Source organism: Phocaeicola sp. (genome assembly GCF_057861905.1).
The window spans coordinates 1-24,552 of the sequence record NZ_DBMACV010000051.1 but is presented as its reverse complement, the minus strand read 5'-3'; the positions used below and the strand labels follow the sequence as shown (position 1 = coordinate 24,552).

At 39.8% G+C, this 24,552-nt stretch carries 17 protein-coding genes and 4 tRNA genes; 3 read left to right on the top strand and 18 right to left on the bottom strand.

The annotated features are described in order from the left end of the window. Positions 1 to 190 precede the first annotated feature (190 nt). The 6 genes from ACZM60_RS10490 to trpS form a co-directional block, all read right to left on the bottom strand. Positions 191 to 265: transfer RNA gene (locus ACZM60_RS10490), tRNA-Val, on the bottom strand. A gap of 28 nt (positions 266 to 293) precedes the next feature. Then, positions 294 to 368, bottom strand: a tRNA-Val gene (locus ACZM60_RS10485). 37 nt (positions 369 to 405) lie between these two features. Then, positions 406 to 480, bottom strand: a tRNA-Val gene (locus tag ACZM60_RS10480). A 33-nt stretch (positions 481 to 513) separates the two neighbouring features. Next, positions 514 to 591, bottom strand: a tRNA-Val gene (locus ACZM60_RS10475). A 147-nt stretch (positions 592 to 738) separates the two neighbouring features. Continuing rightward, positions 739 to 1,149 (bottom strand): hydroxyisourate hydrolase, encoded by a 411-nt coding sequence (gene uraH, locus ACZM60_RS10470; protein ID WP_418587027.1) that lies wholly within the window; start codon positions 1,147 to 1,149, stop codon positions 739 to 741. Between the two features lie 166 nt (positions 1,150 to 1,315). Beyond that, positions 1,316 to 2,410 carry a tryptophan--tRNA ligase gene (trpS, locus tag ACZM60_RS10465; protein ID WP_340319692.1) on the bottom strand — a complete coding sequence of 365 codons (1,095 nt, stop codon included), beginning with the start codon at positions 2,408 to 2,410 and terminating at the stop codon, positions 1,316 to 1,318. A gap of 130 nt (positions 2,411 to 2,540) precedes the next feature. Between trpS and carB the strand changes: the two genes are divergently transcribed. Further along, complete coding sequence (gene carB / locus ACZM60_RS10460) at positions 2,541 to 5,765, top strand: carbamoyl-phosphate synthase (glutamine-hydrolyzing) large subunit (protein WP_489521469.1); 3,225 nt, start codon at positions 2,541 to 2,543, stop codon at positions 5,763 to 5,765. Between the two features lie 176 nt (positions 5,766 to 5,941). Further along, positions 5,942 to 7,489 (top strand): transglutaminase domain-containing protein, encoded by a 1,548-nt coding sequence (locus ACZM60_RS10455; RefSeq protein ID WP_489521468.1) that lies wholly within the window; start codon positions 5,942 to 5,944, stop codon positions 7,487 to 7,489. Between the two features lie 109 nt (positions 7,490 to 7,598). Here ACZM60_RS10455 and ACZM60_RS10450 read toward each other — a convergent pair whose 3' ends face one another. Together ACZM60_RS10450 and ACZM60_RS10445 are read right to left on the bottom strand one after the other, a co-directional pair. After that, the gene (locus tag ACZM60_RS10450) at positions 7,599 to 8,174 is read right to left on the bottom strand and encodes a sugar O-acetyltransferase (RefSeq protein WP_021971723.1); all 576 of its coding nucleotides are present in this window, start codon (positions 8,172 to 8,174) and stop codon (positions 7,599 to 7,601) included. Positions 8,175 to 8,196: 22 nt separating this feature from the next. Then, positions 8,197 to 8,712 (bottom strand): TlpA family protein disulfide reductase, encoded by a 516-nt coding sequence (locus ACZM60_RS10445; RefSeq protein WP_418587028.1) that lies wholly within the window; start codon positions 8,710 to 8,712, stop codon positions 8,197 to 8,199. 125 nt (positions 8,713 to 8,837) lie between these two features. Here ACZM60_RS10445 and yaaA point away from each other — a divergent pair, with 125 nt between their 5' ends. Next, on the top strand, positions 8,838 to 9,602 hold the full coding sequence (yaaA, locus tag ACZM60_RS10440) for a peroxide stress protein YaaA (RefSeq protein ID WP_021971721.1): 765 nt from the start codon (positions 8,838 to 8,840) through the stop codon (positions 9,600 to 9,602). A gap of 436 nt (positions 9,603 to 10,038) precedes the next feature. On the opposite strand, the gene ACZM60_RS10435 is transcribed toward yaaA, so the two are convergent. The 10 genes from ACZM60_RS10435 to ACZM60_RS10390 all read right to left on the bottom strand — a co-directional run bounded on the left by ACZM60_RS10435 (position 10,039) and on the right by ACZM60_RS10390 (position 24,478). After that, complete coding sequence (locus tag ACZM60_RS10435) at positions 10,039 to 12,780, bottom strand: DUF8487 domain-containing protein (protein ID WP_489521467.1); 2,742 nt, start codon at positions 12,778 to 12,780, stop codon at positions 10,039 to 10,041. A gap of 14 nt (positions 12,781 to 12,794) precedes the next feature. Continuing rightward, positions 12,795 to 15,110, bottom strand: coding sequence for a glycoside hydrolase family 3 N-terminal domain-containing protein (locus ACZM60_RS10430; RefSeq protein WP_489521471.1), 2,316 nt, complete (start codon positions 15,108 to 15,110; stop codon positions 12,795 to 12,797). A 100-nt stretch (positions 15,111 to 15,210) separates the two neighbouring features. Then, positions 15,211 to 15,939: a DUF1573 domain-containing protein gene (locus tag ACZM60_RS10425; protein WP_021971718.1), complete on the bottom strand. Its 729-nt coding sequence runs from the start codon at positions 15,937 to 15,939 to the stop codon at positions 15,211 to 15,213. 230 nt (positions 15,940 to 16,169) lie between these two features. Then, complete coding sequence (locus tag ACZM60_RS10420) at positions 16,170 to 17,900, bottom strand: DUF1735 and LamG domain-containing protein (protein ID WP_489521466.1); 1,731 nt, start codon at positions 17,898 to 17,900, stop codon at positions 16,170 to 16,172. A gap of 82 nt (positions 17,901 to 17,982) precedes the next feature. Continuing rightward, positions 17,983 to 19,191, bottom strand: coding sequence for a DUF1735 and LamG domain-containing protein (locus tag ACZM60_RS10415; RefSeq protein ID WP_021970152.1), 1,209 nt, complete (start codon positions 19,189 to 19,191; stop codon positions 17,983 to 17,985). Positions 19,192 to 19,211: 20 nt separating this feature from the next. Continuing rightward, positions 19,212 to 20,177 (bottom strand): endo-beta-N-acetylglucosaminidase, encoded by a 966-nt coding sequence (locus tag ACZM60_RS10410; RefSeq protein WP_418586279.1) that lies wholly within the window; start codon positions 20,175 to 20,177, stop codon positions 19,212 to 19,214. A 33-nt stretch (positions 20,178 to 20,210) separates the two neighbouring features. Continuing rightward, positions 20,211 to 21,716 (bottom strand): RagB/SusD family nutrient uptake outer membrane protein, encoded by a 1,506-nt coding sequence (locus tag ACZM60_RS10405; protein ID WP_489521465.1) that lies wholly within the window; start codon positions 21,714 to 21,716, stop codon positions 20,211 to 20,213. 113 nt (positions 21,717 to 21,829) lie between these two features. Further along, entirely contained in the window at positions 21,830 to 23,869 is a 2,040-nt protein-coding gene (locus ACZM60_RS10400) for a TonB-dependent receptor domain-containing protein (RefSeq protein WP_489521464.1), read from the bottom strand. Continuing rightward, positions 23,844 to 24,254: a TonB-dependent receptor plug domain-containing protein gene (locus ACZM60_RS10395; protein WP_489521463.1), complete on the bottom strand. Its 411-nt coding sequence runs from the start codon at positions 24,252 to 24,254 to the stop codon at positions 23,844 to 23,846. Before ACZM60_RS10395 ends, ACZM60_RS10400 begins: the two co-directional genes overlap by 26 nt. Beyond that, positions 24,227 to 24,478 carry a TonB-dependent receptor plug domain-containing protein gene (locus tag ACZM60_RS10390; RefSeq protein ID WP_489521470.1) on the bottom strand — a complete coding sequence of 84 codons (252 nt, stop codon included), beginning with the start codon at positions 24,476 to 24,478 and terminating at the stop codon, positions 24,227 to 24,229. The genes ACZM60_RS10395 and ACZM60_RS10390 overlap by 28 nt, the downstream gene beginning before the upstream one ends. Positions 24,479 to 24,552: the final 74 nt, after the last annotated feature.

The following is a 24,552-nucleotide window of genomic DNA, read 5'->3' as shown; positions in this document are numbered from 1 at the left end:
TCATTGGTCAAGTATGGTCTTGAGGAAATCTCAAACGTGCTTTTCCGACCGACATACACACCCAAATTCGATGTATTCAAATTTTTGTCATGTACTTAAGTCAATTATAAATAGAACAACAACTCCGAAAAGAATGTTCAAGTGTGGAAAATAAAAAAAGAGCCTCATCGGACTGATGAAGCTCTTGAAGTGGACGTTGACGGATTCGAACCGCCGACCCTCTGCTTGTAAGGCAGATGCTCTGAACCAGCTGAGCTAAACGTCCAAAAGACATTAAAAAAAGTTCTCATTTGTGGGCGTTGACGGATTCGAACCGCCGACCCTCTGCTTGTAAGGCAGATGCTCTGAACCAGCTGAGCTAAACGCCCCAAAGGGGAAAATTTGACCATTTATACTTTTTGGGAGTGGGCGTTGACGGATTCGAACCGCCGACCCTCTGCTTGTAAGGCAGATGCTCTGAACCAGCTGAGCTAAACGCCCCAAAAGTGAATTGAAAAACAAGAGTAGGTTTAGTGGTGGGCGTTGACGGATTCGAACCGCCGACCCTCTGCTTGTAAGGCAGATGCTCTGAACCAGCTGAGCTAAACGCCCTAATCTCTCGTTCTCAATTGCGGTTGCAAAGGTACGGCTTTATTTTGAATATGCAAATATTTGCTTCATTTTTTTACAAAAACAGCCGTAAAGCAAGCAAAAAAGTATTTTTTAGGGCTTCGATGCCTTTGCAACCAACCTTTAATATCAATTTCCACGGTATGTAGAATAGCCATAAGGAGATAAAGTTATAGGCACGTGATAGTGACTCTTCCCCTTTATTTCGAAAGCAACTTCTACAAATGGATAAAATGTATCTTCTCCCAGCAAGTCAAAATAAGGTTTTACATGATAAATAAGTTTATATACCCCATCATGCTCTGTACCATCTTCTTTTAAGAAATCCTTAACACGTCCATTTTCATCGGTCAGTTTTTCTTCTACCATTTTCCATTTTCCGTCAGCCTGTTGTTTATACAGACTGATTTTCACATTAGGAGCAGGTTTTCCCTGAGTAATATCCAGAATATGACTTGATAATTGATATGAATTTTCCTGAGCCAGTCCAAAGCCCAAAGACAAAAACAAGAGTATACAACTCAGCGCAATCTTCTTCATAAGTAATGTTTTTTAAGATGAACAAATAAGCATATATAATAAGGAACAGCTCATTTCCTTTTTTTGTTCATCCTATACAAACAAAAATCGCCAACCGGTTAATGCAAAAATCTGCATATATCCGGATGGCGACTTATCTGCTATACTCAATTATAAAGCCTGAATATTATTCCTGACCAAAACGTTTTGCCTGTTCGGCTATAAGTGCTGCATCATCGAAATAATTAATTTTCATAGCGCTACGTACTTCAGACATTGTCTGGGCAGCTGTTTCACGAGCTACTTCACAACCTTTCTTCAACATATCGTATACTGCCGGAATATCCTTTTCGAACATTTTACGACGGTCACGTATCGGAGCAAGTTCCTCCTGCATGATAGCTGCCAAGAATTTCTTTACCTTCATATCTCCCAGTCCCCCACGAGTATAGTGAGCCTTCAGTTCATCCAGGTTCGGATAATCAGGCAAATAACGCTCGAAATGTTCCGGACGACAGAATGCATCCAGATAAGTAAAGACACAATTACCCTCCAGTTTTCCTGGATCGCTGACCCTAATATGAGTTGGATCGGTATACATACTCTTTACCTTCTTTTCAACTTCATCGGCCGAATCAGATAAATAAATGCAGTTTCCCAATGACTTACTCATTTTTGCCTTTCCATCCGTTCCCGGCAAACGCATACAAGCGGCATTATCCGGCAACAGAATTTCTGGTTCAACCAACGTTTCACCATAAATATAATTGAAACGACGTACAATTTCTCTGGTCTGCTCAATCATCGGCTCCTGGTCTTCACCTACTGGCACTGTAGTAGCTTTGAAAGCAGCAATATCAGCAGCCTGACTGATAGGATAAGTAAAGAATCCTACAGGAATGCTCGTTTCAAAGTTACGCATCTGGATTTCTGTCTTCACAGTAGGATTACGCTGCAAACGAGAAACAGTCACCAAGTCCATAAAATAGAAGCTCAATTCATAAAGTTCCGGAATCTGTGACTGGATGAAGATAGTAGATTTAGCTGGATCCAAACCGGCAGCCAGATAATCAAGGGCTACTTCGATCACATTCTGACGAACCTTCTCCGGATTGTCTATATTATCAGTCAATGCCTGTCCATCGGCCTCGAACACAAATATCTTATCGTAGAGTCCCGAATTTTGAAGTTCTACACGACGACGCAACGAACCAACATAATGTCCGATATGCAATTTTCCGGTAGGACGGTCGCCGGTAAGTATAATTTTCTCCTTTTTCATCATTATATCTTTGATAGTTATTAATTAGCAGCAAAGATAAGCAAATCCTTTGTTTTCTTCAAAATTAATTGTTTCTTTGCATGTATAAGATAATGAATGACAACCAATAAATCTATATTAATAAAACACCATGAAGAAAGAATTAAAGAAAGTCCTGGTGCTCGGCTCAGGTGCACTCAAGATCGGACAAGCCGGAGAATTCGACTATTCAGGCTCTCAGGCGCTGAAAGCCTTGCGTGAAGAAGGTATCAGTTCTGTATTAGTCAATCCTAATATCGCTACTATCCAAACCTCGGAGGGTATTGCCGACCGAGTATATTTTCTTCCTGTAACTCCTTATTTCGTAACCGAAATTATTAAGAAAGAACGTCCCGACGGAATCTTGCTTGCATTTGGAGGACAAACTGCCCTGAACTGTGGCACTGAATTGTATCAGACAGGAGTACTGAAAGAATATGGTGTAAAAGTTCTGGGTACATCGGTAGATGCAATCATGTATACGGAAGACCGTGATCTGTTCGTCAAGAAGTTGAATGAAATAGAAATGAAGACCCCAGTCAGCCAAGCCGTAGAAAACATGGAAGACGCACTGACTGCTGCACGTCGTATAGGCTATCCAGTCATGATTCGTTCGGCATATGCTCTTGGCGGACTGGGAAGCGGAATCTGTCCCAATGAAGAAAAATTCATTGAACTGGCAGAAAGTGCCTTTACGTTCTCTCCACAGATATTAGTAGAAGAATCACTTAAAGGATGGAAAGAAATAGAATTTGAAGTAATCCGCGATGCAAACGACCATTGCTTTACCGTTGCAAGTATGGAAAACTTCGACCCACTGGGTATTCATACAGGTGAATCCATCGTTGTTGCTCCTACTTGTTCTCTGACACAAGATCAGGTCACCATGCTGCAAGACTTATCAAAACAATGCATCCGCCATTTAGGCATTGTAGGAGAATGTAATATCCAATATGCTTTCAACGCCGACACAAATGACTATCGTGTAATTGAAGTAAATGCCCGCCTCAGCCGTTCCTCTGCTTTAGCATCCAAAGCAACAGGATATCCGCTCGCTTTTGTTGCTGCCAAAATCGCATTAGGATATACACTTGATGAAATCGGTGAAATGGGCACTCCGAACTCGGCATATGTAGCTCCTTCACTCGACTATTTAATTTGCAAGATTCCACGCTGGGATTTAACCAAATTTGTCGGTGTATCACGCCGCATCGGTTCCAGCATGAAATCGGTTGGTGAAATTATGTCTATCGGACGTTCGTTTGAGGAAATCATCCAGAAAGGACTCCGTATGATCGGACAAGGCATGCATGGTTTTGTTGGTAATGACCACACACGCTTCGACAATCTGGACGACGAGCTTGCCAACCCTACAGACTTACGAATATTTGCCATTGCACAGGCTTTGGAAGAAGGATATGATATCCAGCGTATTTACGACTTAACTAAAATAGACCCTTGGTTCATAGGTAAACTAAAAAATATTGTTGACTATAAGGCCAAACTGCAATCGTATAACTCACTGGAAGAACTTCCTGCCGACATTCTACGCGAAGCAAAAGTATTGGGGTTCTCGGATTTCCAGATTGCACGCTTCGTTTTGAAACCAACTACCGGCAATATGGAAAAAGAGAATCTTGCCGTACGTGCTTATCGTAAGAAATTGGGCATACTGCCAGCCGTAAAACGTATCAATACAGTCGCATCCGAGCATCCGGAACTGACAAATTACCTCTATATGACGTACGGTGCCGAAGGGTATGACGTCAATTACTACAAGAACGAAAAATCTGTTGTTGTACTTGGTTCGGGTGCCTACCGTATCGGTTCATCAGTAGAATTTGACTGGTGCTCAGTCAATGCCATTCAGACAGCACGCAAGCTGGGATATAAGTCAATTATGATCAACTATAATCCAGAAACAGTTTCTACCGATTACGATATGTGCGACCGCCTGTATTTCGATGAATTGTCATTCGAACGCGTACTCGATGTCATCGATTTGGAACAGCCACGTGGAGTAATCGTATCTGTAGGTGGACAAATTCCAAATAATCTTGCCATGAAACTTTATCGCCAGTCGGTTCCTATTTTAGGAACATCTCCTATATCTATCGACCGTGCCGAAAACAGAAACAAGTTCTCGGCTATGCTCGACCAGTTAGGAATAGACCAGCCCGCATGGCAGGAACTGACAAGTCTGGACGACGTAAAAGCCTTTGTTGCCAAGGTAGGTTATCCGGTACTGGTCCGTCCGTCGTATGTATTAAGTGGCGCCGCCATGAACGTATGTTACGACGAAGAAGAGCTTACCCGCTTCTTGCAGATGGCAAGTGAGGTTTCGAAAGAATATCCGGTAGTTGTTTCACAGTTCATGCAAGAAACCAAAGAAATAGAATTCGATGCTGTAGCACAAAATGGTGAAATAGTAGAATATGCTATTTCAGAGCATATTGAATATGCAGGAGTACATTCGGGAGATGCAACACTCGTATTCCCTGCTCAACAAATTTATTTCTCTACAGCGCGACAAATCAAGAAAATCAGTCGCCGGATTGCACAGGAATTAAATATCTCCGGTCCGTTCAACATTCAGTATCTTGCCCGCAAAAATGAAGTGAAGGTTATAGAATGTAATTTGCGTGCTTCACGTAGTTTCCCGTTTGTTTCCAAGGTCTTGAAACGCAATTTTATCGAAACAGCGACACGTATCATGCTCGATGCTCCATATACCCGCCCGGATAAGTCAGCATTCGACATCGACCGTATCGGGGTAAAAGCTTCACAATTCTCGTTTGCACGCCTTCAGAATGCCGACCCTGTATTAGGCGTCGACATGTCATCAACCGGAGAAGTCGGCTGTTTAGGTGACGATTTTAACGAAGCTTTGCTCAATGCTCTGATTGCAACAGGCTATAAGATTCCGAAACAATCGATACTTCTCTCTTCTGGAGCTACTAAATCGAAAGTTGATTTACTGGATGCCAGTCACATGCTGAGCAAAAATGGTTACCACATTTATGCAACAGCAGGTACGGCAACCTTCCTCAACTCACATGGAATACCGACGACTCCTGTATTCTGGCCCGACGAACGCCCACATGCCGAAAACAATGTGATGAAGATGATTGCCGAGCATAAGTTCGATTTGATAGTCAACATTCCGAAAAACCACTCCAAACGTGAGCTGACAAACGGATATCGTATCCGTCGTGGAGCAATAGATCATAATATTCCATTAATGACCAACGCCCGTCTGGCAAAAGCATTCATTGAAGCTTTCTGTAGCATGAAACAGGAAGATATACAGATAAAGAGCTGGCAGGAATATAAATAACCGACAATACAAGCTCATAAAATAATATTCCCTGTTTCCGAATCTCAGATTATGATTAACCTGAATTCGGAGACAGGGAATTTTTATTTATAGCTCAAAACCTTTAAGCAATCAAAATTGTTACATAAAATTATACCTGACAGACTTATATTACCACAATTAACTATACTATTCTTATGAAACTACTGACTCCAATCGCCTTCTTTTTTCTGATGTTCAGCCTGTTTTTTACCGGATGCAAAAAAGAAAAACTGGAAGAAAAGGCTAAAGAACCCAGTAACGTACCAACCGGTTCTACCGATGACACAGAAAATTCTGACGGAACAGACGAAAAAGAAGAGAATAATTCTCCAACCGATGCATTAAAATTATTTCAAAGACTAACCAACGGAGTGCTACAGGGAGAGAAAGAAATAGACGTCAGAGAATTCAATATTTCTTCCGATAAGGCAGATAGCCTATACAATTGTTTTATAAGAAACAACCCTCTCCTGTTTCATCTGAAAGTCAGTGGGAATATCGGCTACAGAGTCGATTTACAACACCCGGAATACCTGGCAACCTTTATTCCTCAATACGCAGTATTACCTGCCATCATCCATGATATCTATCCAGCTATGGAAGAAGCCATCGAAACATTCTACATGGAGTTGGACTATCGGATGACACCGGCAGAAATAGCCTATACACTTTATCAGAAACTGTGTAAAGAAATTATTTACGGAGAAAGGAATGAAGAATATCCCAATCTGGCATATAGTTCATTTTCTGCATTGGGAGCATTCATCACTCATAAAGCCGTATGTCAGGGATATAGCCTTTCACTCTCACTATTGTTAAACGGATTAGGCATTCAAACCGAGTATGTAACAGGTCCCATACCCGGAACCTCAGGACACGCATGGAACAGAATTTACATAGATGGCAACTGGTATAATGCAGATGCAACATTCGATGACGCCAGCAGCTATAATCTTACCACAATATCGAGCATCAATAAATATTTTCTGTGTTCGGACGAACTATTTTACACAACATTCGAGCATGCAAAACCTTATTTAAATTTACAGGAACAAATCTACACAACCTCCGGAAACAAGTTCGACAATGAAAAATGTGTAATCAGAAGATTCGATACACAAGGAGAAATAATTAAGACCGAAGCCATATATGCCAACGGATACTGGTATTACTTATCTACGAAAAACGAAAAAATGAAAATCATAAAAAGTGATTTCAACGGACAGCATATAAAGGAGCTCAGACAACAAAATATAGCATCAACAATAGGCAATGTAGACAAAGTACAATATACCAAAGACCGGATTTTCTTTTTGGACATCATTGACGGTAAATACAATATCTGCTCAATCGACTATGATGGAAATGATTTCAGGCAGGAAAAGAGAATTTCATTTATCGAAGCCTCCAGCACAGAGCTGAATTTAAGCCAAGACAAGAGCCTGCCTGTTCATGATTTCAGGGGAATAGTGGCCCTGAAGTCAGAGCTGATGCTGGCAAAATTGAGACTTCTGTATTTCCATGGCGACGATGATTACTTCCATTTGTCCCAGCCTCAAGCTCAAGCACTGGAAAACTCGATAAAAGACATAGAAATCATGCTGAAAAATCAACATATAGATGATACACAAGCCAATATACTTGCAAAAGAAATCAAATCCAAGCGCAAAGCATATAATCTGCCAATCTCTGTAAAACATTGAATAGTTTTCCTACAATAACATAAACGTGAGTCCGATATAACCCCCACCTTGCCACAGCAAGAAAGTTTTATATCAAGCTCACGTTTTATTTCATCTAAAAAAACAGTAGTTAATCCACAGATTCCTTTTCCGGAGTATTCAATTTCCGTTTGACAACAGCCGGATTACCTACAGCCAGACTATCGGAAGGAATATCTTTCGTAACCACGCTTCCAGCACCGATAATACACCGGTCGCCAATCGTCACTCCCGGAAGAATAATAGCTCCTCCTCCAATCCAGCAATCCTTACCAATAGTCACCGGATATGAATATTCCTTAGAAGCACGACGCTCACGGTAATCGATAGGATGATGAGGAGTATAAATCTGTACATTTGGAGCAATCAGGGTATAATCACCTATCGTAATGTAAGCCCCGTCAAGAAAAGTACATCCGGCATTGACAAACACATGTTCTCCCAACCGTATGCCATGTCCGTGATCGCAGAAGAAAGGTGGCTGAATAACCGATGTCGCAGGTATTCCCGGCACCAGATCTTCCAGTACCTTACGGTAATCGTCATCGTAAAGAGTCATTGCCCGAAACTTAGCCAACAGTTTCTTACAATGATAAAAGCTGCTCTGTATTTCAGGAGAGCTGAAATCAGCAAGCAGGCCATTCCTCATTTTCTCAATTTCATTCATAGCATTCCGATACCAGAGTTAATTACTTCAAAGCTTCTTCAATAGTACTCATCAGTTTCTGAAACTCTTCGGGAGTATATCCCGTAGATGTATATATCAACTTTCCATCCTTGCCAAACAAATAAGCACGTGGAATACTCTGGTCGGCAAACAATGAAAAGACTTCACGCTTAGGATCCGGATAAAGCGGGAAAGTAAACTTCTTACGGGTGTTATATTTAGTCAGCTCAGCATCAGTATGCTCACGACCAATCACCAGCAAACGGAAATTCTCATTATCTTTATACTTTGGATAAAGCGTACTCTGTACCTCGGCAAGTTCCTTTTGGCACGGTCCACACCACGTAGCAAACAGACTAACCAAAACTACCTTACCCTTCAAGTCGGCAGGAGTAACGGTTCCATACACTTCCGAATTCAGTGTAAACTGAGGCATTGTATCACCTATTTTCACTTTCTCTGTACTTGTCTGAGCATTCGCTCCCATAAAAAACAGCATTAAAACCATTATCAGGCCGCCGATTTTCAACGATTTCATCATATATTATCAGAATTTAAATAAAACGATTCACGCTATCATCAACAAATATATGTTTTTTCTGAACAAAAATCCCTGACAGGACGTATCTTTGTAATGAGTTTTAACAAAAACAGCTACCGCTTATGATGATTTATATTTCGTGCGCCAAGACAATGACTGCACGCAACCGCCAGCAGGTTCCTTTTACAACAATACCCCATTTTGAGAAAGAGGCCCGTGAAAATGCCATGAACATGGCACAGTTCAGTGCTAAAGATTTGTCAAGTCTGTTACGAATAAACAATAAGTTAGCAGCCGAAAACGTTCTCAGGTATCACGAGTTCTTCTCACCAGAAAGCCACTCTCTTCCAGCTTTACTTGCATATACAGGTATCGTATTCAAGCGTCTTAATCCAAAAGATTTTACCGACGAAGACTGGGAATATACCCAAGACCATCTGTTCATTACCTCTTTCCTTTACGGACTACTGCGCCCGCTCGATTTGATAAAAAGTTATCGTCTGGAGGGTGACGTACGCATGCCAGAACATGGAGATGCAACAATGTTCGAATACTGGCGTTCCCTGCTGACAGATTATTTCATCACAGAAATTAAAAAGCAAGGCGGAGTTTTGGTCAATCTGGCAAGTGCCGAAATGAAAGGTCTATTTCACTGGGAAAAAATTACTCAAGCCGTAAGGGTTATTACTCCCGAATTTATGGTATACAAGAATGGTAAGCCCACAACAGTAGTTGTCTATGCCAAAATGTGCAGAGGAGAAATGACACGCTTCATCCTGAAAAACCGTATCGAAGATGTAGAAGCACTGAAAACTTTCGAATGGGAAGGGTTCACATTCGACGAGGCGTTAAGTCAAAAAGACCGTATGGTTTTCACCTTGCAATAAAAATGAGGTTGTCTTAAAATAGAATTGCCAAAAGTAAAAATCTGATAGATTGAAATTTAGAAAAAATCTCCTACTTTTAGTCCTGTATTTGAAGAAAACAAAGACTAAAGTAGGAGATTTTTATGTTGTAACTTATAGATATAAGTAAGCCTATCTCAGTTTTTCATTTTGAAACAGCCTCATTTCTATTAATTAATCGAATTTTCAAAGCCTATTATTCTAAGCATAGTTTTTATTATAGTAGAAGAAGCATTCAAAATCATCGCCTCCATCTTTATAAAATGAACTAACCATTTTTTCACACCAAAATATCACTGAATAAGATGTGTATATGCTCAGTTACAAACAAATTCATCGTAGTACCTGAAAAAATGTACTTTCAGCTTAGGAGGGAAGCCCTCCAATGCCTTGACAAGACGTTTTTAGTCAATAACCTTTATTGATTGAGTAACTGACGAATGGCAGCATTCTCCTCACTTTTCACCTTTCTTTCTGCTTCCGGCAGAAATATAGCATCCAGCAGATAAGAAGGAACTTCCGTTTTCGGAGAAAAAGCAGTAGAATGTACGTACGCATTTATCGAATATAAAAGCTGTTTCATGGCTATCCGTTTATCCATATCTTTTTGGATATCCATGCACAACACAAAAAGTTTTCCATCACCAACTTTTACTTCAAAAGCAATAGCCAGTTTACGATTAACTTCATAAGTATCAATACTCTGAATAACTGGTTCAAGCTCATACAAGTCTGTTAAATCTACAGCTTTACCATAATTCAAAATATCCCACCACTGCCAGTCAGCATAATAAGAGGTCGGAAAATACTGAAAAGCCGGATGAGACGAATCAATCCACGTTCCCACAATCATCGGATCCCAGTTAAACATGACAGGATTCCAGAAATGTCCGGTAAACTTGGTATTACGACCATTTACCTTGCTTGGTATAAACAATACATTTTCTCCTTTTCCCAATTTTTGTTTAGCATCCTCCCAAGTATTCACATACTGAATATTATTTACCAGTGTACTAATTTCCTGAGGATAAACCCAAATATCCCATTCATTCTGAATGCCGTTATCTAAGCAGACTCTGAATGTATACTTGCCAGCTTCTTGAATATTATGTAACGGTACCTGCACTTGTCCTAAAGAATCAACTCCTCCGACAGGTAACATAGCATGTCCTAACTTACCTTTAGCCATGACTTTCTGATTTTCTCCTATAAGACACCAGTCAAGGCTACCTTTCGCCAAGTTTTTTTCACCGTACTGATAAATCTCGAGTTTTACATTAAAACTTTCAGAATTCAAATATGTACGTTTCGGGAAACGAGCCAGCAACACAACCGGAGCGCACGATTCTCTGTATTTTTCTGGAGTAACCAACCCTTTGCTATCCCAAAAAGCATCCAGAATACCTACAAAAGCACTACCCTGCCCCGGGAAATCAGACAATCCTAATAACTGAAAGCCTCCAGAATTAGCCGTGCGCATCAATGCTTCATTTACTTCCTTATATTGCAATACTGTATGAGCGCCCGTAGCCTTGAAAAAATCATCAGCTTTGTGCAACATTCCGTTCGCAGCAAGACGCTGTTTGAAAATCTGAAAGTTTCTCGGCTCCAGAACTCCCGTATACTTGGATGTTTCGTTAAAATTAGGAAACATACAACGCTGTCCCGATTCATGAGCGATTACCGGCACATCGATATCCGACTCTTTAGAGCGGTCCCAATCTGTAGAGGGCTGACCATCATAAACTGTAATCCAGCCCTTTTCCGTAAGATGAGAAACATAAAACTCATCAGATTTAACATGATCGCGAGCAGTAGAAGCAGAATAAAGATGACGATTGTCATAAGACTGTCCCTTCTTTACCAAATCCTCCAAAACAGTAAAATCACCCTCATTCTCATTTCCATTACACATCAGCAAAAAAGATGGATGATTGCCATATTCATCTAAAACAGCATACATCTCTTTTTCAAAGAAATCACGGCGCTCCGGATATTTACCAACATTCTTTACCCACATAGGCAACTCAACCTGTAAATACAATCCTATCTCATCGGCAGCATAGAAAGCAGCTTCCGGAGGACACCACGAATGGAAACGTACATGATTCAAACCATATTCCTTAACCGTACGAAATATACGCAGCCAACTTTCCACGTCGGTTGCCGGATAGCCCGTCAATGGGAAAACAGCACAATCGAGCAAACCACGTAAATGAATATTACGACCATTTAAACGTATATGATGTGCTCCCTTTTCAACTTTTCTGAAGCCGAACTGTTCGCAGACACTTGCTTTATTTCCATTTACAGTCCATTCTACAGTCAAATTATACAAAGCTGGATTAAACTCATCCCACAATTTAAATTTCTTACCAACCGATAATATTCTTTCTACAGTAGACTGGTTGGAAGAAAGCTCAATTTCCTCTGAATCGGAAGCAAGAATTTTGCCATTCTTTTCGGACACAGTAAGCATCAGATTTCCCTTCACAGCCTTTTCCGAAGAATTGATATATATTTTAGCTGTAACCTGTCCATTCTCTATATCCGGATATACTTTTACATGCTTTATATAGTCAGGCATCTTAGCCTCCAGTGAGATTTCTCCGACGATCCCATTCCAGTTAGTTTGCGCATGTTCTGTCAAAGTATGATTCCATACATCCATAGGATACTTCATTCTGTTGTCTACACAGAGTGTTAAAATATGGGTACCTGGAGTACAATATTTAGTAAGCACAAAACGATTAGGAGTACACAAACGTTCATCGGTTCCAACCAAAGCTCCATCAACATACACGGCAGTTTCCCAATGGCAGCGTTCCAAATTCAGAATAATTTCCTTGCCTGACCAATCTTGTGGAATAAGAATTTCCCGCTGATACCATGCCTGTCCACAATATTCATATTTCCGTGACAATCGGTCCACATAAGCTACTTGATTCGGAATTCCCTTACCAGCCTGATCCGTACTACCGGGTAACATAATTGTTTCAGTCAATTTTGTCTGATAAAGTTCCGAGCCTGGAATCTTACCAAAGCCCATCGGATCCAACTGGAAACGCCAGATTCCCGATAAATCTATTTTGTCAGCCTGTTGAACCGCAAGAGCACACTGAAACAAAAACAGAGATAAAAGAGTAAACACAAATTTCATAATTATGATTTAAGTTATTCTACAATAATTTCCTTATTAAGACGAATATCTTCTGAGGAAGCTCCCACCATCAGCAAAAAGCGTCCAGGTTCGACCGTCCATTTACCATCCATTCCGACCAATGAAAGGTCATCAGCACCCAACGTAAATTTTACCTCTCGAGTTGCTCCGGCTTTCAAATGGAAACGTGTAAACTTCTTTAATTGCTTCAAAGGCTGGGAAACAGAAGCGAATTCATCACGTACATACAACTGTGCAACTTCATCACCGTCAACATTTCCTATATTCTTCACTATAAAAGAAACTTCAAATTCTCTTGGAGCCACTTTCTTTACATTCAAATCCGTATATTCAAACTTAGTATAGCTCAGCCCATATCCAAATTCATAAAGCGGAGCAGCAGACAGCTCTACATAATCATGATTTTGGGGAGCTTTCTTATTATAATAAATAGGGAGTTGTCCAACAGAGCGGGGTACAGACACAGGCAAGCGTCCTGCCGGATTATAATCGCCAAACAAAACATCGGCAATAGCCATTCCTCCCTCCTGTCCCGGATAAAAGGCTGTCAACAAAGCATCAGCATGTGACTGAGCCCAAACCTTATCCAACGGACGGCCTTCTATATAAATAACGACCAATGGCTTTCCGGTCGCTTTCAATGCCTCAAGCAGCTCATTCTGTTTTCCCATCAATGAAAGAGTGGCACGGTCAAATCCTTCACCACACTCCATATCACTGACCGTTGCACTACTGGTAACAGCCGCCCCCGTTTCAAGATAACTGGTCTTGAAATCACGAGCACTTGATCCTCCGACAACAGCAATTACCACATCGGCTGATTGTGCTGCATGAACAGCCTTCTCCATTTCTACATTACTCGTATCCCGAATGGCACATCCTTTCACATACTCCACCTGACTGGCAGAGAGTTTACTCAAAACTCCTTCCAATACTGTTTTTACATTACTTTCTTCCTGAGGAGCCGTATAATCTCCCAGCATATTATATTGATTATCTGCATTCGGTCCTATTACAGCAACTTTTCCTATTGACTTCGATAATGGAAGTACTCCGTTATTTTCAAGAAGAACAACAGACTGTTGCGCTATACGACGCGCTAAATCCACGTGTTGCTCACTACGAACTTCCTTCTTTGCTTCATTCGGATCGACATAGGGATGCTCAAACAATCCCATGTCAAATTTCAGTGTAAGCACATGAGCTACCGCCGAATCTACCAAGCATTCCGACACTGCTCCCGAATGTACTGATTCACATAAAGTAGCAAACGCTTCAGCACCCAAATCAACATCCACTCCAGCTTGTAAAGCCTGCCTGCCGGCATCGGCCAGAGTAGGAGCAGTGAAATGAGAAGCGTGTAACCCATCGATACTATATAAATCGGATACCACAAACCCATTAAATCCCCATTCCTTACGCAATAAATCGGTTAATAAATAATGATTGGAAGTACAAGGCACCCCATCAATTGAATTGTATGAAGTCATTACAGACAAGGCTCCTGCTTCAATGGCATCGCGAAACGGAGGTAAAAAGTTCTGCTTCAAATCACGCTCACCAACAGTTGCATAATTCCCATTTTGTCCAGCTTCAGGAATTGCATAAGCTAAAAAATGTTTTAATGTAGCAATTGTAGAATAGGGAAGATTCAACTTACCCCCTCCAAGTCCGGCTACCACAGCAGCCCCCATCTTACCGGCAAGCACAGGGTCTTCTCCAAATGTTTCCTCTACCCGTGACCAGCGTGCGTCACGTGACAAATCCAATACCGGGCCATAGCTAATATGTGCCCCCTGCAGACGCACCTCTTTTCCAATCGCTTTTCCCATCTCTTCCATCAAAGCCGGTGACCAGGTAGCAGCAAGACCAATGCCAGTTGGAAAGACAGTTGTACCAATCGCCATATGACCATGAGGGGCTTCTTCTGCCAGAAAAACAGGAATACCTAAACGTGTATTATCCAACACATATTTTTGCAATGCGTTGCCAGCTTTTGCAGCCAGTTCCGGATTCAAACCATTTTCCAACGTTTTTTTAGTCCAAGGGTCAGCACGGTATGTTGCCCATAGCATACCGGCAGCACTCCGTTTTACCAACTCCTTAAATTTATCGGAAACTATTACCTTATCTCCCTTAATCTCATACATATCCCAGCCCAATACACAAAGCAACTGACCTACTTTCTCTTCCACCGTCATTCGTGACAGCAAATCATTTACACGTTGCGACGTCGGAAGAGAAGCATCTTTATAGGGAAACTTTTCGGCATGTATTGAATTTATCATGCATAGTCCCCCTACTAACATTGTAACAAAAGGATTAAACCATTTCATAATTCACTCTATTATTTTGGTAATGTTCAATCAAATCGACTAAAAAAACAATCATTTATTCACAGACAATAAATCAGGGCTCCGTGCAAACAACCTTAAGAGGTTTATCCAGAGGTTTACCATTAACTACCGGATATACATAAGCCAAACGAGTAAACTTACCCGTATAAGAATAGGTAACCGACATTACTTTCTCTTCTTTAGGCTTCATCATATACGGACTTGTAAAAGTTACATCCGTATTGCCGTCCATTACAATAAAGAAAAGCTTCATTTCCTTGTCTGTATTATTAATGAACTTCAAATCCATAACCTTTCTATCTCCTTCTTTCATATATCCAAAGGCCATAACTTCAAAATTCATCCACAGTCCATTGCCATATTCATAAGGATACCTGTCTGATACAGGATGCTCGCCCGGTTTTACCGTTCCCTTTATCCAAATACGATTATAATTCTGATTTTCATTCGTTAAAACAACAATCTCCTTACTAAAGAAACCAGGACGATACATCGGATTGAAATAGACTTTTACAATTCCCTTAGCACCGGGTTGTATCGGTTTTTTAGGATAATCAAATTTAACACAGCCGCAACCACTTGTTACCCCAGTGATAGCAACAGCCTTCTTATCCTTATTCTGGAATTCAAACTCATGAGAAACAACTCCTTTTTCTTCATCAATGGTTCCAAAATTAAAAACACGCTCTTCGAATATCAAACTCTTTCCTAAAGCCGGCTCCTGAGCCCAAGAAACTATCCTACAAAAACAGAATAGTAAGATAAGATAAAGTGCTTTCATAAACCAGGTTCTACATTATTGTATATTTATAAATTATTATTGTATTGTAACAGCCAATGATATTTTCTATTTTTCCATCGACAACGGGGTATTCTTTGTAATATATCTATACAAGACACCTCATAGACACTACAAATTTAATAAACAATCGAGAATAAATATAAAACAAGAGGGCAAAGCGAATTCATTACACGATTGCCCTACCCTCATGTTATCTACTTTAATAGGTCTTATTTAACCCACACATTTTCTTCACTCTTATCCCATTGTACATAAGTATGAGTATCAGTCAAATGAGTACCAGGATTCGGCTCTGTTTCTGTCAGACAACGCCAAGTATCCGACCAGTCAATCGTATAGCCGTTGCCTGTTGCATCATGGAAAATATAACCTTCACCTTCATTCATTTTCCAATAAGCCATTAACCCCGGAGATTCAGGATCTACACTATTCAAACCACCTTTAATTTCTTCTGCATTCAACGCGCGTTCCCATATTCGAGTTTCAGCAATACTGCCATCAAATTTCTGATCTTCACGATATCCAGCCCATGACATACCGATTTCTACCCCTTGAAAAAGAGTTGAATATCCAGTATAATTAACTTCGATATCCTTTTCACCATCTACATACATCGTAAATTTACTTCCATCGTATACAATAGTAAGCAAATACCATGTATTAGTCAAGAACATCTTATTGGCAAAATGATTACCGGCATCACCTCCTAAGACAAACTGAAGTCTATTACCTGTTCCACCTTCTCCAAAGCGCATCATCACAGTATTATTACCATTGAAAGCAAAGAAACGAGAGATATGTCCATTAGGTAAAGAATTGGCTTTCACCTTTATCTGATAAGTGAAAGCTGATAATTCTTTTTGCAAATTGGAATCAAAATAATAATTAGCATACATATTAGAATTTGTCAAATCTAACGATGCAAATTTACCGGATGGATCATCGGGAGTATAGTCTCCTTCTCCACCACTTCCAGCTTTCTTATAATCAATAATTATAAATGTCGTATTATACCCCTCCTTTATATTTAATCCTATTGAAACTTCTTTCATGGTGATAGGCAACATATATGTAGTACCTTCTACCAAATTATCCAAAGAGTTTAAAGTTACGACAACTGGAGTTGATTCCATCTTTGCTACCTCAATTGTTGCATCAAGTCCCTCTATATTAATATCAGCATTATCAGGAAGCGGAGTATAAGATGTATTATATTTCTGATTATATGTATCAACCAAATCCAAATCTTTTACTAAAGAAATCGTTTCATCTTGCTGTACTGCACTTTCAGAACTGATTGTAAACGTATATACAGAAGGAAGTTCCTGCGTATTCATCTTATATGTTCCCCAATAAGCCAGATTACTAATAGAGGCATCTGTTTTTTTATCACCCGGCAGATTCATGCTAATGGAAGTCCAAATAACACCCGCCTGAGTTGAAGGAATGCCATTGCCATTGACCGAAGAGATGGTTACTGGCAGCAAATAAAGGCGCTCCGTCAATGGAATGTAATTCTCTGCAGGTATAGTAAACTCTATTGAATCGGTAGATATCGTTGCACCTGCCGGAACCGTTACAGACTGCTTAATAAATTCTACAGTATTATCAGGCAATGCAGCGTAAGCAGTCCCATTTTCCTGATTATATGTTTCAACCAACGAATTGTCTACAGCTGCAGAAACCGATAAATTACCATCGGCAGGGCGCGTTGTCTTTACAGGCACCTTAAGGGTAACCTGATCACCAACAGCTCCTACAGAAGTCCAATCTACAGTAAAAGAATAAAAATTCAATTGCCCATCTCCTCCTTTTTGGTTGAAATAGACTAAATTATTCGGATTACCTACTACATCGTAACTTTCATCATCGCATGATTGAAAGCTTAATATACCTCCACAAAGCAATACAGCAGATAATAAATATTTAAAACTTTTCATAGCTACATTTTTTATTTACGGAAGCAGGAATAAAAGAGAATCATCATTTGATTTCATCCTGCTTCCTAACTTGAAAACTTAATTACTGAACACAGGTATTTTTTTCATCTGCATCCCATCCGACATATTGACTATAATCAAGTCCAAATACATTTCCAGCACCTTCAGACATCTCACGGCATGTATTCGACCAGTCCATATCATAACCATTTCCTGTTGAATCATGGAAAATATGCCCTTCACCTTCATTCATTTTCCAATATGCCACCAAGCCTTCAGATGCCGGGTCTACAGCACATAATCCCATCTGCAGTTCTGCAGGTGTCAAGGCACGATTCCAGACACGAACTTCAGCAATACGTCCTTTGAAATACTGTGAATAACGATAAGTAGTCCAAGACATACCAATTTCAAACATCTGGAAATCTACCGGTTGTCCGTCACCATCCAACTGAGCATCTTTCACACCATCTACATACATGGTAAATTTACTACCATCGTATGTCAGTGAAAGTGTATACCAGCGATTTGTACTAAAGCGTGTAGTAGACGGAACACTACCGGTCGGACATACCCACTGCAAACAATTCACATCCATACCAATTTCACCGAAACGCAACATATTCGAACGGCTACCATCGGCAGAAGAGAAATTACACATACGTGCAATGGAGTGCCATTCTTCCGAATAGAATTTAACCTCATAAGTAAAATTCGATAAAGACTGCTTCTGACTCTCGTCAAACATAAAATTACTATACAATTCCGGATTAGAAATATTCAGCGAAGTGAAATTAATAACTCTGGAAATTTGTAAATAAATAGTCTTAGAAGGAGCCAATACTTCCAGTCCATCAACCTGCTGAATTGTAACAGGTATTACATATACTCTGGCATCATCAAGATTTTCTGTTGAAATAATCTTCACTGTTGCAGGAGTAGAAAAAACCTTGCCCTTTTCGATAACAGTTTCAGCATTTTCCAATGTAACTGTACCTTCTGGCACAGAAAAATAATTTGTATTATGTGCCTCATTATAGGAATCCACCAATGAGTTGTCAATAGCAAACGTTACATTTACATTTTCCGAAACTTTATTCGTCGCAGTAGCTGTTACAGCATAAGTAGAAGGAGTATCCTCCACCACAAACTTCACAACCGGAGATGTTTCCGTTCCAGATACAAGTACGACATTTTTATTGTAATCAAAGCTGTCACCTTCTGCGCAGCTGAACATGGAAAATGCCAAAACGCCTCCCAATAAAACTGCTTTTATTTTATGTATATTCATAATAGTTATATTATAGATTATTACTCTTTAATTGAAGGATTCATAATTTGAATTGCCTGACGAAATTCATTGTAAGGAATACCTGATGCCGAATAATAGTTACGACCTAAATAAAATACGCCACAACCACCTTTATGTCCGACCTCTGGTTCCCAGCGTGCATAATCCAACAATCGGCCACCATCCAGATAGAAAACACCAAATGTTTCACAATAAATCATTTTCTCGGGTGGAAAACCTGATGGTTGGGTTAAGAAACCAACCTGATCACTATATGCCTGCTGTACAAAATAATCACAATAAGGAATACAATCTTTTGGAGGTACACTATTAAAATAATCAATAATCAATAACTTATTAGAAATAGAACCTTGAGGACCAAAATATTTAGCCAACTCCACTGTCAGACGATATATGTCATTACTATTCCATCCTTCATAGTCAACATCAACACCATCCAGTCCCGGCTCCATCACCTGATTCACAATCCATTTTGCGTATGCAGCCATTATCTCATCAGAAGGATTTGCTGAACCTCCCATATCATATTCTACTCCATCAACAGTAAAAACATGACGATAATGAGATGCATCTGCATGCATCACAAAACGCGTACCCAATTTTTCCTGAACATATTTCATGTCTTCATAGGCAACCGGATGTGTTTCTGCTGTCGGAATCCCCATCCACAAATTTACAATATCAATGCTATCTGGAAGTCCCTTGATACGTTCACCCCATGATGCAGGATCCTTACTACCCTCAACACCTTCAATCGGGGCCCAATTTTCATAATATGCAAAACTTACTTCATGATCACTTTGCTTGAACGCGCGAATATTTGCATAATATTGTTCATCATATGTTTTCAATTTTTGGATCTCCAGTGCTTCCACGTCTGTGTCACAGCTTGGGAAAGACACGAGGCCTACACAAAAAGCTAATATGCCAACAAATTTAAATTTCATAATATCAAATTTATACATAATTACTATTATTACTTTAACAGATTTACTTCATTAACGAGATTTCTTATCCCACCAAAGCTTCGTACCACCGGTATCAGCACCTCCCAAAGCTGTAATGCCACTAGCAACTCCTTCTGCATTATTAATTTTTTCGTCGCGAGTATAAGGCAAACGACGAATCTGTAATTCTGTATCTATTGTCCCATTACTACCATTGACTACTACTGGCATTAACTCAGGATAACCAGTACGACGATATTCACTCCATCCTTCCGGTCCATCAGGATATAAAGCAATCCATTTCTGAGTAATAATACGTTCCAGTTTACCTTCAAAATCGTCACTATCGTCCCACGCAGGAGTTACCTCTGTACTAAATGTATAATTATCACTGCCTGCATTATCTTCGAAAAATTTTGGAGTAGAAATATTATCTGCCAAATACGAATCGGCTGAACCTGCTCCATTTTCTTCAAAGGAAATCCGGACTCCCTGCTCATAGAAACTCTTTGCATCACCGCCCATATTCCAACCTCTCAAAGCTCCTTCTGCACGTAAAAAATATGATTCTGCAGCAGTCATCCAAACAACCGGAGTCGTATTACGATCCATATTCAGGTTGGATATCTTAGCGCCCTGATAATTGGCCATATTAGATGTTGAAATACCAATGCGTACACCATGGTATTCACCATCTTCAGCAGCTGTAAAATACTTGCCGATACGAGGATCATTCAGTCCATCCATATAGGCTACAATTGAGGCACATGGACGGCAGTCACCTGCATTAAAATTATAAGCTATTTCCTGTAACGGATGGTGATAGACCAACAATCCGTGATTCAATTCAGCACGGTCGGCTGTAGCCTCAATCAAACCATAAGGAGACTGAACAGACAACTCTGCCTGCTGCTGAGCCAGTTGAGGATCAGCATAAGCGACACGCAAAGCCAAGCGCAAACGTAAAGTATTGGCGAACTTTACCCACTGAGCAACGCTACCACCATATATATAATCATAATCAGTCATCAGCTTAGCATCGGCATTGCCACTTACATAATTCCCAAGAATTTCGATGGCTGAACCCAATTCTTCAAAAAACTTCTTATAAATCTCATCCAAAGGATCATACAAACTGGAAGTCCCATAGTTTACATAAGGAATAGGTCCGAAAGTATCTGCAATACGATGCATTCCTGCCACCTTTACAATTGTTGCCAAGGCATCAACTTCTGCCAGCCCCTGCTCAGTAGCAATCCGATGGATGTTCTGCCAAGGAGCCATAACACCAGTGTATGCATAATCGAAAGTCGCATTCACCCAGCTTTCCTGAAAAATATACTGACCATTGTGTGCCGTACTTCCCAAAGTTGCAGCAGTGTAACCTGCATACTGGTCATGTGAAAGATTCTGAGCAATCTGGTAATCAGAATCCAGTCTTTCACCATCGTTAATAATTACCACACGACGTAACATCTGAGAGAAAAAAGCACCAGTCTTAAGATTATCTACTCCCATCATTTCTTCCGTTACTTCATTAGGATTTACGTTATCCATATAGTCTATACATGAAGTATTATTAAATAAGACCAAAGACAATCCCAACAAAGAATATTTTCTCAAAAAATCTATATTATGAAGAATCATATCTTTTTAATTTAAAGGGTTGATTAGAATTTAACTTTTACAGAGAATCCCAAATTACGCAAACTCGGTGACATAAACATATCAATACCCTGGAAATAAGTACCTGTACTTGCTGTCAGTTCCGGATCAAACGGGGCTTTCTTATACAAGAAGAAAAGATTCTTACCGATGAATGATACATTCAATCCCTGAATCCAGTTTACATATTTATTGATAGGAATATCATATCCCAGTGAAAGTTCGCCCAAACGTACATTGGTTGCACTATATACGTACATAGAACCAATACCACCAGTATTACCCGAACCACCTACAGTCGTATAATACTTTTGTGCATCAATAGGACGACCGTTCACTAAAGCGCCTCCCATATCACGAGCATCAGCAGAAGCCTGAGATGCACCATACGAATCCATCACAGCCTGAGTCTGAGAAACGACGATACCACCAACACGAGCCGTCAGCAAGAAGCCCAGTGACAAACCTTTATACGAAAAGTTATTACCCCAGCTTAAATTATATTTCGGAGCACTATTTCCTGCTTTGATAAAGTTATCATACTCAGGAACAACTACCTGATCAACCGGATGTACATAAATGGCACCATGTTCATCAGTACGCAAAGTGTTTACATAAATATCACCAATAGAACCACCTTCTGTCAGAATCATCTTATACATACTGGTACCACCCATATCAATCCACGTCAATGACGTTTTTTCGTGAGTTATCGGATCCTCGTAATCACGCAACAATTCTACAACCTTATTCTTGTTCAAAGAATAATTTATATATGAACTCCATCCAAAATCGCCCCATTTGTCATCATAACGAAGTGACACCTCAATACCTTTATTATCTACACGACCGCCGTTGACAACTTCCGACTTATATCCGGTAGTTGATGACAATGTACGTTCAAAAAACTGATTATAGGTACGTGACTGATACAAAGTCGCATCCAGTTTCAATCTGTTTTTGAAAAAGACAAAATTAAAGCCAAGTTCCCATGATTTGGTACGTTCTGGTTTCAGGTTTGCATTCGGTCTGCGTGACTGAGTTACAGGGACTCCATCAACAAGTGCATAAGTAGGTATTGCAAGAAATACATCAGGAGAGTTACCTACTTCAGAATAAGATACACGAGCCTTCATGTAAGGCATGATATCGATACTACATTTAAAAATATCCGTAATAATACCAGACAAACCTACAGAAGGGTAAAAGAATGAGTTGGTTGAAGTTCCCTTAAATGTAGAAGACCAGTCGTTACGAGCGGTTACATCCAAATAGGCCATAGACTTATAACCTAACTGAGCGCTTCCAAATACTGCATTTTTCTTGATGTTGTATCCATACTGATTGGCCAAATTCTTTTCTGTTGTATCAACATTTCCAAAGGTAAACAAATTGGCAACAGATTTAAGTTTACCACCAAAATAATCGGATTGGTATTTATTGGTCTCAAAATTGGTACCTATGTTTGCAGTCAAATTCAATGTATTATTTGCAAAGTACTTGTTAATATTCAACAGCAATTCACCGTAAATTTGTTGTCCCTCCACGTTGCTCTTTGAATAATATCCGTATTTTGAAGCAAACAATGTATTCGTACCGACATCATACATACGTTCATGAGTTTCATTGTTACGGTCCATCTTTACACGACCGGTCAAATTAATCCATTTGGCAAAGTCATACTTCAGCGATGCAGTAGCCATATAACGGTTTTTATGATTAGGCATTGTTATATGCTCGGTAATCCAGTAAGGATTTTGTAAAGACAAGCCATCACTATAGGGCCAATACTGTGTCAGCAAGTTACGCTCTACATCATAGCGTTGATAAGCTTGAATCTTAGAAAAATCATCGCCAGCCGGGAACAAATAAAGCGGTACCAGTGGATTGAAATACAATCCTTGTGCTGTCATGTTCTGTTCCTTTACACTACTCAACATGAAACTTAGGTCAAGAGTCAGCTTATCTTTCAGCATCTTGCTTACATTACGAACTGTTGCATTATAACGCTCGTAATCGTTATTTATGTATAATACCTTTCGCATTTGTAGTACCAATAGAAAGATAGGTTTGATTTTTAGATGTTCCAGTCGACAAACTTGCCGAATTCGTTACATTTACTCCAGTTTGAAAGAAATCCTTTGGATCGTAACTACTTGGAGTTTTCAATTTAGTTCCCCAATTGTAGAAACTTCCTGTTTCACTTGGACCATAAGTATTCTGAAATTCAGGTAACACTAACGGAGCTGAAAATGTAGTATTATTCGATATCGTCAAAGAAGTTCGTCCTTCCTGACCTTTTTTAGTAGTAACCATTACAACTCCATTGGCAGCAGCACTACCATACAAAGCTGCCGCCGAAGGACCACTCAATACTGAAATCGATTCAATATCTTCAGGATTCAGTCCTGAAATAGGGTCGCCGGACAATCCTGCACCTTCATATGCATCAGAAGGTTGTTCATTGGCAGAGACATATCCAACATTGGAATACCATCAACAACATACAAAGCATTATTGTTACCATTCAATGATTTAGCACCACGCATTACGACACGTGAAGAACCTCCTACACCGGATGAAGATGAGTTAATGGTTACACCCGCAATTTTACCATTTAAATTATTTTTTAGTAGATGACAAAAAAATAAAATTCTATTGTTAAGTATTTAATTATCAATAGATTATATTTGCAAAAGTCCCTGAAAGTCAGTAACTTTAAAGAAAA